The organism is Streptococcus mitis, from assembly GCF_946190275.1.
Classification (GTDB): Bacteria; Bacillota; Bacilli; order Lactobacillales; family Streptococcaceae; genus Streptococcus; species Streptococcus mitis_DC.
In genome coordinates this window covers 17,771-30,946 of sequence record NZ_CAMHZQ010000011.1, presented here as the reverse complement: position 1 = coordinate 30,946, position 13,176 = coordinate 17,771, and the positions used below count along the sequence as shown (strand labels likewise).

The following is a 13,176-nucleotide window of genomic DNA, read 5'->3' as shown; positions in this document are numbered from 1 at the left end:
TTGACAACATCGTAAAAGAACTCCTGTTTTCACGGGAGTTCTTTTCATTGTTTTTTTACATAGAATAATTTGGTGCCTCATTAGTAATTTGCACATCATGAGGATGGCTTTCTTTCAAACCGGCACCAGACATTTCAATAAATTGAGCATTATCGTGTAGTTCTTTAAGGTTAGCTGCACCACAGTAACCCATACCAGATCGGATACCTCCAATCATTTGGAAGACAATATCAGCTACCGCTCCCTTATAAGCAACACGACCTTCAATTCCTTCTGGAACGAGTTTGTTTGCTTCATTGACAGAACCTTGGAAGTAACGATCGCTTGAACCTTTCTTCATAGCAGCAATTGATCCCATACCACGATAAGTCTTGAACTTACGTCCTTGGAAGATTTCAGTTTCGCCTGGAGCTTCATCAGTTCCAGCAAACATTGATCCAAGCATAACTGCATTTCCACCTGCAGCAAGGGCTTTTACAATATCTCCAGAATACTTGATTCCACCGTCAGCAATGATTGTTTTACCATATTCACGCGCAACAGCTGCAGCATCATAGATAGCTGTTACTTGTGGAACACCAACACCAGCAATCACACGAGTAGTACAGATAGAACCTGGTCCAATACCAACCTTGACAACGTCTACACCTGCTTCATAAAGGGCACGTGCACCTTCAGCAGTAGCAATATTTCCAGCAATCAAAGTACGATCTGGGAAATGAGCACGAATCTCAGCAATTTTACGCAAGACACCTGCAGAATGACCATGTGCAGTATCAATAACAATCGCATCCGCTCCTGCCTCAAAAAGAGCCTCTGCACGTTCAAATGTATCTGAAGTAACACCTACTGCACCTGCAACTAGAAGACGACCAAACTCATCTTTAGCAGCATTTGGAAACTCAATAACTTTTTCAATATCTTTGATAGTAATCAAACCAGAAAGACTACCTTCTTCATCTACCAAAGGAAGCTTTTCAATACGGTGTTCTTGAAGAATACTCTCAGCTGTTGCAAGATCTGTACCCACAGGAGCAGTAACAAGATTTTCACTAGTCATATGGTTTGAGATTGGTTGGTTATAGTCTGAAATAAAACGAAGATCTCGGTTTGTCAAAATACCAACCAATTTACGATTTTCAAGTGTTTCAACAACTGGAACACCACTAATGCGGTAACGACCCATAAGCTCATCTGCTTCAGCAATTGTATGTTCAGGTGTCAAAAAGAACGGATCAATAATAACTCCATTTTCAGAACGTTTTACCTTACGAACCTCGTCTGCTTGTTGAGCAATTGACATGTTTTTATGGATAACTCCGAGACCGCCTGCACGAGCAATAGCAATGGCCATTTGACTCTCTGTAACTGTGTCCATGGCAGCGGTAATAATTGGGATATTTAAAGTCAGATTATCTGCCAATTTAGTTGTTAAATCTGCATCGTTAGGCAACACATGACTTTCAGCTGGAATAAGCAATACATCATCAAAGGTAAAACCTTTTTTCAAAAATTTAGTGTCCCAATTAGACATTCGAAGTTTCCTCTTTTCTTTCTTTTTGAGCTTGACTCTTTTTATATTGTATCTATCATACCATTCTATAAAAATTTGTCAAATGTTACAGGGGTAAATAAAAAACTATCTTTTCTTCGAGATAGAAATGATAGTTTCTTGTAAAATAAACTTAGTTAAAGTAATGAAGTCCCATTGCTCCTTTAACCTCAGATAGGGTTTGACCTGCAACTTCACGCGCTCTTTCACTACCTTTTTGAAGCATATTATAAACTTCTCCCATATCCTTAGCAAATTCAATACGGCGCTCACGAATAGGACCAAGTTCACGTTCTAATATTTCAAGTAGATAACGCTTGGTCTTCACATCACCAAGACCACCTCGTTGATAATGTTCTTTCATGTCAGTAATTTCTTGAGCATCTTCTGGACGACCAAAAACATCTAGATAATGGAAAACCATATTGCCTTCAATTTTACCTGGATCTTCCACTCGAATATGATCTGGATCTGTATACATACTCATTACTTTTTTACGCAAAGTATCCGCATCATCAGCTAAATAAATACCGTTATTGAGTGATTTAGACATTTTAGCATTTCCATCTAAACCAGGTAAACGCCCTGCTCTCTCATTTTCTGGATAAATACCTTCCGGCTCTACCAAGACATCACAGTTATATGCATTGTTAAAAGAACGAACAATTTCACGAGTTTGCTCAATCATTGGTTTCTGATCTGTCCCAACAGGAACATAATTAGCCTTAAAAGCAGTGATATCAGCTGCTTGAGCTATTGGATAGACCAAGAATCCTGTCGGAATGCTTTCTCCAAATCCTTTCTGAGCAATTTCTGTCTTGACAGTTGGATTACGCTCCAGACGTGCTAATGAAACCAGATTCATATAATACATAGACAACTCAGCCAACTCTGGAATCTGGCTTTGAATAAAAATAGTTGACTTACTTGGATCCAATCCAACTGCAAGATAATCCAAAGCCACATTTCCGATAGACTCTACAATGGTTTGAGGATCTTTGGCATGATCTGTCAAGGCTTGTTGGTCAGCCAAGAACACAAACATATCATACTTATTCTCTTCCTGTAATAATACTCGATTTTTGAGACTTCCAACATAATGTCCAATATGCAATTTTCCTGTTGGACGGTCTCCTGTTAAAATAATGGGTTTAGTCATTTTATTCTCCTTCGATATGGTCCTTTCAATTATAGCATTTTTTTAATGAAATAACTGCAATTTATAAAAATAAATCAACCTTGCTATTTACGGATTTGTGTAAAGTATACTGTAAATGTAATTTACACAAAATTGACAGATAAAAATTTGAATATTTCCGTATTTTCTAGTAGAATAAATATATTACACATATAGGAGAAAAACATTGCTTACAGTATCTGATGTTTCACTACGTTTTAGTGATCGCAAACTTTTTGATGATGTCAATATCAAATTTACAGAAGGAAATACTTATGGATTAATCGGTGCTAATGGTGCTGGAAAATCAACCTTTTTAAAAATTTTAGCTGGAGATATCGAACCTACTACTGGTCACATCTCTCTTGGTCCAGATGAACGTCTCTCTGTTCTTCGTCAAAATCACTTTGACTATGAAGATGAACGTGCCATTGATGTTGTTATCATGGGAAATGAAAAACTTTATAGCATCATGAAAGAGAAAGATGCCATCTACATGAAGGAAGATTTCTCAGACGAAGATGGAGTGCGTGCTGCCGAACTCGAAGGAGAATTTGCCGAGCTTGGAGGCTGGGAAGCAGAAAGTGAAGCCTCTCAACTACTTCAAAACCTAAACATTCCAGAAGAATTGCACTATCAAAACATGAGCGAATTGGCCAACGGTGAGAAAGTAAAAGTTCTCCTCGCCAAAGCACTTTTTGGTAAACCTGATGTTCTTCTCTTGGACGAGCCTACCAACGGTTTGGACATCCAATCTATTACTTGGTTAGAAGACTTCTTGATTGACTTTGATAACACCGTTATCGTAGTATCCCACGACCGTCACTTCTTAAACAAAGTATGCACTCACATGGCCGACCTTGACTTTGGAAAAATCAAACTCTATGTCGGAAACTATGACTTCTGGAAGGAATCTTCTGAACTCGCTGCTAAATTGCTAGCAGACCGTAATGCTAAAGCAGAAGAAAAAATTAAACAATTGCAAGAATTCGTAGCTCGTTTCTCTGCTAATGCTTCTAAATCAAGACAAGCAACATCACGTAAGAAAATGCTTGATAAGATTGAACTTGAAGAAATTGTACCATCTAGTCGTAAATATCCATTTATCAACTTTAAAGCAGAGCGTGAAATCGGTAATGATCTCTTGACAGTAGAAAATCTAACTGTAAAGATTGATGGTGAGACTATTTTAGATAATATCAGCTTTATCTTGCGTCCAGGTGATAAGACAGCGCTTATTGGACAAAATGACATCCAAACGACTGCATTAATTCGTGCAATCATGGGAGACATTGACTATGAAGGAACTGTCAAGTGGGGAGTAACTACTAGCCGTTCTTACTTGCCAAAAGATAACTCAGCAGATTTTGCAGGAGGAGAGTCAATCCTTGACTGGTTGCGTCAATTCGCAAGTAAAGAAGAAGATGACAATACTTTCCTACGCGGTTTCCTTGGCCGTATGCTCTTCTCTGGAGATGAGGTTAACAAACCTGTCAACGTCTTGTCAGGGGGAGAAAAAGTTCGTGTCATGCTTTCAAAACTCATGCTATTAAAATCAAATGTCCTTGTCCTCGATGATCCAACAAATCACTTGGACTTGGAATCTATCTCAAGCTTGAATGATGGATTGAAAAACTTTAAAGAATCAATCATCTTTGCCAGCCATGACCACGAGTTTATTCAAACTCTAGCTAACCATATCATTGTCTTGTCTAAAAATGGCGTCATTGACCGTATCGATGAAACCTATGATGAATTCCTAGAAAATGCAGAAGTACAAGCAAAAGTTAAAGAACTTTGGAAAGACTAAATAAAACTTCAAAACTCAGTTGGGTTAACCAGCTGAGTTTTCTAACATTTTATGAGGTAACATGAAATTATTTTTTAAAACATATTGGACCTATTTTGTTTCTTTCATCATTCCCATAATCATTATGATAGGAGTATATCTATCTCAAGGTATCTACTGGAATAGCGACAACTCTCCTCTATTAGGAGATGGCTTTCATCAATACGTTATTTTTGATATAGCTCTAAGAAATATCCTACATGGAAATGGTAGTTTGTTTTACACCTTTACAAGTGGCCTCGGATTAAATTTCTATACCCTATCTAGTTATTACTTGGGAAGTTTCCTTTCACCTCTAGTTTACTTTTTTAATCTGTTGAATATGCCAGATGCTGTCTATCTGACAACTCTCTTAAAATTTGGATTGATTGGACTGTCAACTTATTTTAGTTTAAATAAATTATTTCAATCGATTCCTAAGCCTTTAAAACTAGCTTTATCTACTTCCTATGCTCTGATGAGTTTCACTGTCAGTCAATTAGAGATAAAAACCTGGCTAGATGTTTTTATCTTGATTCCTTTAATTATAACTGGTTTACAGCTACTTATCACTGAAAAGAAATTCCTATTGTACTTTACAAGTCTGTCAATTTTATTTATTCAAAATTATTATTTTGGCTATATGACAGTATTATTTCTTATTTTCTGGTATCTCTGTCAAATTTCTTGGGACTTTAAAACTCGAGAATCATCTTTTCTTGATTTCATAATCACCTCCGTTTTAGCTGGTATGGCTAGTTTGATTCTGACTCTGCCTACTCTATTTGATTTACAGACACATGGGGAAAAATTAACTGAAATTACAAAGTTTCAAACTGAAAGTAGCTGGTATCTTGATCTCTTTGCTAAACAATTCATTGGTTCCTTTGACACAACAAAGTATGGGGCCATCCCAATGATTTTTGTTGGACTACTTCCCTTTATTTTGACCATTTTATTTTTTACGCTGAAATCTATTAAGTTTCACGTGAAACTTATCTATACAATCTTCTTTGCATTTCTAATTGCTAGCTTTTATATAGAAGCTCTTGATTTATTTTGGCAAGGCATGCATACTCCAAACATGTTTTTACATCGCTATGCTTGGATTTTCTCTACCTTGTTAATTTACACAGCAGCAGAAGTCTTAAATCGTCTGAAAGAACTTAAAGTATGGAATTTTTTAGTTTCGCTTTTTCTTCTAGTAGCAGGATTTTTAGCTACCATCTATCTAAAATCACATTATTCTTTTTTAACAGATTTGAATATTCTGCTTACTCTTGAATTTTTAGTTGTCTATTCTCTTTTACTCCTTGCAGTTATCAAAAAATTTATCTCTGTAAATCTATTTGCCATTCTAATCTCTTTATTTATAATGGTTGAAATGAGTTTAAATGCTTCATCTCAAATAGACGGAATTGCTAAGGAATGGGGTTTTGCTTCTCGAAATGCATATAATCGAGATATCCCAGCTATGGAATCTTTCTCAACATATATTGGAAATCAATTTACTCGTACTGAAAAACTACAAACTCAGACAGGAAATGACAGTATGAAATTCAACTATAATGGAATCTCTCAATTTTCATCTGTTCGAAATCGTTCAGCAAGCTCTACTTTGGATAAACTTGGTTTTAAATCCTCTGGGACTAATCTAAATCTCCGTTATGCCAATAATAGTATTTTGGCTGATAGTTTATTTGGTATCCAGTACAATATCTCAGACAGTCCTATTGATAAATATGGTTTTAAAGATATCTATCAAAAAGATAATCTTACCCTATATGAAAATCAATTCTCTCTCCCGATTGCATTTGCTAGTCAATCTGTTTACAATGATGTCAAGTTCACTGAACACACTCTAGATAATCAGGCCTCGTTTTTAAATCAACTTGCTAACGTCAATTTTGATTATTTTTCTGCGATCCCTTATGACAAAACAGAAAATACTGATGATTTGATTAGTGTTACAAGCTCTTCAAATGAGGATGCAGCAATCCAGTATCAAATTGAAGTACCAGAAAACAGCCAAATTTATCTTTCTTTCACAAATCTTCACTTTTCTAATGATAAACAAAAGAAGGTTGACATCCTTGTAAATGGTGAAAAAAAGACTTTTACAACTGATAATGTCTTCTCCTTCTTTAATCTAGGCTATACAAAAGAGAAAAAGATTTTCAATATCAATGTTAGTTTCCCTGGAAATTCACAAGTATCATTTGAATCTCCTACCTTCTACCGTTTAGATACCCAAACTTTCACCGAGGCAATTCAAAAAATTAAAGAACAGCCTGTCACAATATCAACTTCTAAAAACAAGATCTTTGCTAGATATGATGTCCAACAAGATACATCTATTTTCTTCACCATTCCTTATGACAAAGGTTGGTCTGCCTACCAAGATGGTAAGAAAATAGAAATTAAACAAGCTCAAACTGGTTTTATGAAAGTTGATATTCCTAAAGGGAAAGGAACTATTACACTTTCCTTCATTCCCAATGGTTTTATTACTGGAGCAATCTGTTCCTTTACTTCTCTTTTACTATTTGGAATCTATAATCACAAACGAAAGTCATCTAAGACATAAAAAATCGACCAGTTGGTCGATTTTTTTAATCTTCTTCCATTTTCTTAGGTTGATAGGCTAGCATACCTAAACAAATAAATAGTACTAATATAACGGCAAGGAAAATGACTTGATGATGAATATTTCCTGTCATAGAGATTGTTTGTCGTAATCCCGAAACTGAATAACTCATTGGTAACCAAGGATTAATGGCTCTAAAGAAATCATTTGTCAAAGCAAGTGGGTAAGTACCTGCACTTGATGCTAACTGTAATAAAAGCAAAATAAGAGAAAAGAAAGCTCCTATACGGCTATTCCATGTTGTTAAAGCGGTCACCATGGACATGAATACTAAACTTGTTAGGATAATGAGAATAAATGTTCTCATCTCATGATTTGCAGTTAGACCAATAAGATGAACTCCTCCATATACCAAAATTCCTGCCAAAACAGCTATAATACCATTTATTTCAGTTCGAGATTTCAACCAAGCCCAACGGCTCTCCGGATGACGTCCTGAAGGCAACTTCGCAAAGATCATATTCGTTGATATTGCTGCAACAAAAAGAGCAACTGATATCATATAAGGAGCCATTGCAATTCCATTTACAGGAACTTGGTCATTGTCAGTTTTGGAGATACTGAGAGGATTTGACAAAATCTCTGCATTTTTAGATTCTGTTGATGCTGACTTGAGTTGATCACTAGCATTACCTAATCCTTGTCCCAAAGAAGCAACTCCTGTCTGTAAACCTTCCAATCCAGAAGTTAACTTTGTTCCACCTTCTGCTAGTTTCCCAGCTCCATCTGCCAATTTATTAGCTCCATTCTCTAATTGAGAAGCACCTGAAATTAACTGACTGGATTTGTCAGCTAGTTGGCTAGATCCTGACTGCAATTTATCAACTCCTGCTATCAATTCTTGACTCTTTTGATTCAATTGGTTAGAGCCAGTTGATAATTTTTCAATACCAGACACTAATTCTGGAGTTTTTTCAGCTAATTGACCAACTCCTACTGTCAAACTAGAAGATTTTTGTGTCAAGGTGTTTGAGCCTGAAACTAGTTGATCCAAACTACCTGTCAAGGTGGAATTCTTTTCACTTAGTTGACTTGCGCCTTGAGAAACTTTATCAACACCTGCAGTATATGCGTTTACACCTGATGCAATCGACTGACTGGCAGGAACTAATTTGCTAGTAACAGCTCCTTGTATCTCTGTTAATCCACTTGACAATCCTGTCAAAGAAGTAGAAGCAAGCGGTAATACTTGATTAGCTTTATCTTTTAATGTTGAAAGATTAGAAGATTGATTTTGTAAGTTTTCTAATCCTCCCTGTAAACCTTGTACTAAAGCTATAATTGACTGAGCCGATTGAATACTATCAGTCGAATTTTGAGATACAGAAGCACTTATCTCAGCTTGTTGCTCACTTGTCAAGGATTGATAAGCTGCTGTTGATTGAATATTTGCTAATGTAGTTGCTTTTTCAGACTGAGCACTTGCTAGCATTTGATTAGAAAGAGAAACTATACTTGATAAAACAGAAGATAATTGTTTTGTATCTCCAACATCAATATTTTGAATAGCTTGATTTAACTGATTTAGACCAGAAGATAATTGATTAATTTGATCTTTTTGCCCAGATGAAGCATCTAACTTACTAGAAAGCTGTTGAATCCCTTCACTTAATTGCTCCACACCCATTCGAAGTGTAGCTGATTGATTGGATAGCTGATTAGCACCTATTGCAAGACTTCCCACTCCATTGGTGTAGGCACTAACACCAGATGAAAATTGATTAAGACCAGCATTAAGCTGAGAAACACCGCCAGTATAGGACTCTACACCAGTATATAACTGATTGATTCCCCTTACTAATTCAGGACTTTTAGAAGCTAATTGACCTAATCCGCTATCTAATTGACTCACTGCACCAGTATATGTAACTAAACCACTATTAAAATTTCCTAAGCCAAGATGAAGTTGTTCGACACCAGAAACATAAGCAGATAATCCTTTAGTAAACTGCTCCGTTCCATTTGAAAATGTTAAACTTGAAGCTGCTAAAGAGTGTAGGTTGGTAGTTAATGTTTGACTTCCTGCCACTAACTGATTCGCTCCATCAGTTAATTTTTTACTACCAGAAGCTGCTTGACTCATACCATCCTTTAAATCGACCATTTTGTTAAATAAGGCTTTAGTATAGGTCTCAGTTACATTGGTAGAAACATTCTGCTTTAATTGTGTCATCGCAGAATCACTCATCTTGCTGGCAATAAAGCTATGACCACTTGAAGTCTGATAATCGATTTGCATTTGCTCTGGATGATCCGTTAAAATAGAAGCTGCTTTTTCAGATAAATCACTTGGTAAAGTCACTACCATATAGTAATCGCCATCTTCCAATCCCTTCTTTCCTTCATCTTCATCCACGAAATGAAAATCCAAGGTTTTATTTTCTTTTAAATTGGACACCATGTCTTTTCCTATAGACATGCTATTACCATTATAGGAAGCCTCTTTATCATTATTGACAACAGCCACAGGTAAGTCAGACAATTGACCATATGGATCCCACATTGAGGACAAAAATATGATATTGTACAGAGCTGGAATAAGAGAAATCCCTATCATGACAATAATAAAGGTTGGTTTTTTAAAAATTGCTTTCCATTCTTTAAACATAGTTTCTCCTTTTTTAAACATATTGTCTAAAATTTTGATATAATAGATTATACAATAAAAAATCTAAATTACAAGATAAAAAATCCATTTTTAGACATATAGTCTAATTTGTTTACAAGGAGGAAATATGAAAGAAAGTAACAAACGCTTAAAAACAAAGCGAACTATTGAAAATGCTATGGTACAATTACTGATTGAACAGCCATTTGATCAAATTTCTACTGTCAAGTTAGCAGAAAAAGCCGGAATTAGTCGTTCCAGCTTCTATACTCACTATAAGGATAAGTATGATATGATTGAGCACTATCAAAGCAAGCTATTTCATACATTTGAATATATTTTTCAAAAACATGCTCATCACAAAAGAGATGCTATTTTAGAAGTATTTGAATATCTAGAGTCAGAACCACTTCTGGCTGCCCTTCTTTCTGAAAATGGGACCAAAGAAATCCAAAATTTCTTAAGAAATAAACTTCATATCATGCTCAGTACAGATTTACAAAAGCAATTTATGCAACTGAATTTCAATACCACTGAATTAGAATATAGTAGCATCTATCTAACTCATGCACTTTTTGGTGTCTGCCAAACTTGGATTGCACACGGAAAAAAAGAAAGTCCTCAAGAAATAACAGACTTCCTTATGAAGATGCTTGGTGATACAAATTGATACAAAAAGAGGAACACAGTTGTGTTCCCTTTTATCTATACTCCGCCAGTAGGACTCGAACCTACGACATCATGATTAACAGTCATGCGCTACTACCAACTGAGCTATGGCGGATAAAATAGTCCGTACGGGATTCGAACCCGTGTTACCGCCGTGAAAAGGCGGTGTCTTAACCCCTTGACCAACGGACCTTCTATCTGTAGCAGATATAACCATTATATCAATTTCTTACTAATTGTCAATCACTTTTGAGATTTTTTCTCTAAAATATCTTTTAACTTTCTAATTTTTAACCTTGAAATAGGACAGCGATGATCTTCATAGAAAACAACTTCTAGATTCTTTCGGTCAATTTCTCTGATATTGCCTATATTTACTAAAAATGACTTATGAGGGGAATAAAATCGCTGAGTATGTTTGTCCTTTTCCTGAATATCTGTCATGGTACCATAGAACTCTTTGGCAAAATTCTTACCAATAATGCGCAATTTATGAGAGACTCCTGTCGTTTCAATATACAAAATATCATGGTAAGGAATTTTTAAATCATTTCCCTTGTAATTGTAATCAAAATAATCTACAACATCTTCATTTTCAAGTAACATACTCTTCGTGTAAAAAATATTTTGCTCAATTCTCTTCTTAAACATCTCATCATTGATATCCTTATCAACAAAATCTAGAGCTGATACCTGGTATTTATAGGTTAAAGTCGCAAACTCTGATCGACTGGTAATAAAGACGATAATGGCATAAGGATTGTAATGACGGATGAGCTGAGCAACCTCAAATCCCTTTTTCTCAATTCCATGAATATCGATATCTAGGAAGTAAAGCTGATTTACTTCATCGTTTTCAATATATTCTTCAAATTCACGGACTTTTCCCGTTGTCTTGTATGATATTGGAATATTCGATTCTTTCGAAATTTCATCCAATATTCTCTCTAGTCTCACTTGATGTTCAATAACATCCTCTAAAATTAAAACTTTCATTCAAATTCCCTCTTAAATCTAATAATTTGTCTAAATGTACTGCCTTCCATCTCTGTTTCTAAAATAATATTGTTGTACTTATCTAGTAGTTCTTTCACATTATTTAATCCGACTCCTCGATTTCTTCCCTTAGTGGAGAATCCTAAGGCAAATAGATCTCCTGAAGGAGTCATCGTCATTTTACATGAATTCTGAATTACAATAACTGTTTCAGTTTCCATCTTAATAACTGCTACTTCCATCTGCTTTTTATAGCTATCAGCTGATCCTTCGACAGCATTGTTCAATAAAACGCTCATGATACGAACCAAATCCAATAGTTCAATTGGGAGCTTGGTAATCGTATCTTTTACTTCCAGTGTAAACTCTACACCATTATTTCGAGCATAGACAATTGACTGAGCAACCAAACTTCGTAAAGCTGAATCTTCTATGTTGTTCAAATCAAAGTAAGTGTACTTATCTGAACGCAGTTTATGATTTGCTTTGACTAAAACTTCATTGTAAACTCTGTCAATTTCCTGTAAATCACCACTGTCAATTGCCATCTGCATGCTGACAAGCATCCCAGCATAATCATGTCGAAAACCACGGATTTCATTATACAGACCGACAATTTCATCTGTGTAATTCTGTAAATGTTTCTGTTCAAATTTCTTCTGCTTCAAAGCAATCTCTTTCTCCATTTGTTCTTTATGCGAATTCATTGTAAAGAATGTCAAAAAGAGAGAGATAAAGACAATAGATGACAAAATACTTCCAAAACTATTCAAATGTTTAACCGTACTTACCATATCTGAAACGAAAGATGCAACATGTAACAATAATAAAGCAAAAAATACTTTTTTCAAGAAAGGATAAAGGTAGTCCTTATCAAAATAGTTTAGTTCTAAATGGAAATAATGAATGATTTTTAAGATAATAAAATAGGTCAACACCGTTACAACGAAAAAGAATAACCCATAATATTGTAAAACAAAATTGTCTCCTGTTATAGAGGAAAAAGTTACGGACAGAAAGGTGTGAGGACTCTCATATAAAAGAGATAGTAGTAAACTTAGGAATAATCCTCTATCCCTCTCATACTGTTTAATCCATCGAAAATAGGAATATAAGCCCAAAGGAAATAAAAATGTTGCAATCCCTAACCCATCTAAAGATAGAAGATAAAAGGGAAGACCAAGGACTATTTGTAATAGTAGTGTATAAGCACCAAAAATGTATAATTCCTTTGCTTTTATTTGATCTTTACAAATTAAATGGTAACTGTGACTAATAATTAAAAAATATAATATAAAATCTACTACTAAGAAAAAATCCATTCTGACACCCCTTTATATTCTTCTTAAGAAATGAAAGAAATTATTATTTGATTTCCTCATCTCCCCACCTTTAATCTTTTGCAAGTCTTTTTCCTTCAAGGCTACAAACTGTTCCAATTTAACTGTGTTTTTCATAATAAAATCTCCTAAAATGTTTTTTTCTTGTAAGCTAACTTACAAAAACCATTATACAAAATGGAATTTCATTTTAGATAAAATTCTCTCAACTGTCATTTTTTTCTCCCCAAATGTACTTTTTTAAGAAAAAAGCCGGGAAAATTCCCAGCTTTGCTACTATATTGATCCCAGCAGGATTCGAACCTGCGACCGTTCGCTTAGAAGGCGAATGCTCTATCCAGCTGAGCTATGAGACCTAA

The 13,176-nt window shown here is 35.2% G+C and carries 9 protein-coding genes and 3 tRNA genes; 3 read left to right on the top strand and 9 right to left on the bottom strand.

What is annotated here, in order from left to right; translation table 11 throughout:
- Positions 1-55: 55 nt before the first annotated feature.
- Together guaB and trpS are read right to left on the bottom strand one after the other, a co-directional pair.
- Positions 56-1,534 carry an IMP dehydrogenase gene (gene guaB, locus N8M20_RS06675; protein ID WP_261079505.1) on the bottom strand — a complete coding sequence of 493 codons (1,479 nt, stop codon included), beginning with the start codon at positions 1,532-1,534 and terminating at the stop codon, positions 56-58.
- Between the two features lie 151 nt (positions 1,535-1,685).
- Positions 1,686-2,711 (bottom strand): tryptophan--tRNA ligase, encoded by a 1,026-nt coding sequence (gene trpS / locus N8M20_RS06670; RefSeq protein ID WP_261079504.1) that lies wholly within the window; start codon positions 2,709-2,711, stop codon positions 1,686-1,688.
- Between the two features lie 205 nt (positions 2,712-2,916).
- Here trpS and N8M20_RS06665 point away from each other — a divergent pair, with 205 nt between their 5' ends.
- Positions 2,917-4,539 (top strand): ATP-binding cassette domain-containing protein, encoded by a 1,623-nt coding sequence (locus N8M20_RS06665; RefSeq protein ID WP_000958774.1) that lies wholly within the window; start codon positions 2,917-2,919, stop codon positions 4,537-4,539.
- Positions 4,540-4,600: 61 nt separating this feature from the next.
- Positions 4,601-7,144, top strand: a complete 2,544-nt coding sequence (locus tag N8M20_RS06660; RefSeq protein WP_261079503.1) for a YfhO family protein — start codon at positions 4,601-4,603, stop codon at positions 7,142-7,144.
- Between the two features lie 25 nt (positions 7,145-7,169).
- On the opposite strand, the gene N8M20_RS06655 is transcribed toward N8M20_RS06660, so the two are convergent.
- Positions 7,170-9,812: a YhgE/Pip family protein gene (locus N8M20_RS06655; protein ID WP_261079527.1), complete on the bottom strand. Its 2,643-nt coding sequence runs from the start codon at positions 9,810-9,812 to the stop codon at positions 7,170-7,172.
- 127 nt (positions 9,813-9,939) lie between these two features.
- Between N8M20_RS06655 and N8M20_RS06650 the strand changes: the two genes are divergently transcribed.
- A complete protein-coding gene (locus N8M20_RS06650) occupies positions 9,940-10,482 on the top strand; it encodes a TetR/AcrR family transcriptional regulator (RefSeq protein ID WP_000665087.1) in 543 nt (180 codons plus the stop codon).
- 40 nt (positions 10,483-10,522) lie between these two features.
- On the opposite strand, the gene N8M20_RS06645 is transcribed toward N8M20_RS06650, so the two are convergent.
- From N8M20_RS06645 to N8M20_RS06620, 6 genes are all read right to left on the bottom strand, one after another.
- Positions 10,523-10,596: transfer RNA gene (locus N8M20_RS06645), tRNA-Asn, on the bottom strand.
- Between the two features lie 5 nt (positions 10,597-10,601).
- Positions 10,602-10,673: transfer RNA gene (locus N8M20_RS06640), tRNA-Glu, on the bottom strand.
- 51 nt (positions 10,674-10,724) lie between these two features.
- Complete coding sequence (gene comE / locus N8M20_RS06635) at positions 10,725-11,477, bottom strand: competence system response regulator transcription factor ComE (protein WP_000866069.1); 753 nt, start codon at positions 11,475-11,477, stop codon at positions 10,725-10,727.
- The gene (gene comD, locus N8M20_RS06630; RefSeq protein WP_261079502.1) at positions 11,474-12,799 is read right to left on the bottom strand and encodes a competence system sensor histidine kinase ComD; all 1,326 of its coding nucleotides are present in this window, start codon (positions 12,797-12,799) and stop codon (positions 11,474-11,476) included. The genes comE and comD overlap by 4 nt, the downstream gene beginning before the upstream one ends.
- Positions 12,800-12,811: 12 nt before the next feature.
- The gene (gene comC, locus N8M20_RS06625) at positions 12,812-12,934 is read right to left on the bottom strand and encodes a competence-stimulating peptide ComC (RefSeq protein ID WP_261079501.1); all 123 of its coding nucleotides are present in this window, start codon (positions 12,932-12,934) and stop codon (positions 12,812-12,814) included.
- A 165-nt stretch (positions 12,935-13,099) separates the two neighbouring features.
- Positions 13,100-13,173, bottom strand: a tRNA-Arg gene (locus N8M20_RS06620).
- Between the last annotated feature and the right edge of the window lie 3 nt (positions 13,174-13,176).

Coding starts and splice junctions, on each gene's coding strand:
- comD (WP_261079502.1), bottom strand. CDS start 12,799: ATGGATTTTTTCTTAGTAGTAGATTTTATATTATATTTTTTAATTATT.
- comC (WP_261079501.1), bottom strand. CDS start 12,934: ATGAAAAACACAGTTAAATTGGAACAGTTTGTAGCCTTGAAGGAAAAA.
- N8M20_RS06660 (WP_261079503.1), top strand. CDS start 4,601: ATGAAATTATTTTTTAAAACATATTGGACCTATTTTGTTTCTTTCATC.
- trpS (WP_261079504.1), bottom strand. CDS start 2,711: ATGACTAAACCCATTATTTTAACAGGAGACCGTCCAACAGGAAAATTG.
- N8M20_RS06655 (WP_261079527.1), bottom strand. CDS start 9,812: ATGTTTAAAGAATGGAAAGCAATTTTTAAAAAACCAACCTTTATTATT.
- N8M20_RS06650 (WP_000665087.1), top strand. CDS start 9,940: ATGAAAGAAAGTAACAAACGCTTAAAAACAAAGCGAACTATTGAAAAT.
- comE (WP_000866069.1), bottom strand. CDS start 11,477: ATGAAAGTTTTAATTTTAGAGGATGTTATTGAACATCAAGTGAGACTA.
- guaB (WP_261079505.1), bottom strand. CDS start 1,534: ATGTCTAATTGGGACACTAAATTTTTGAAAAAAGGTTTTACCTTTGAT.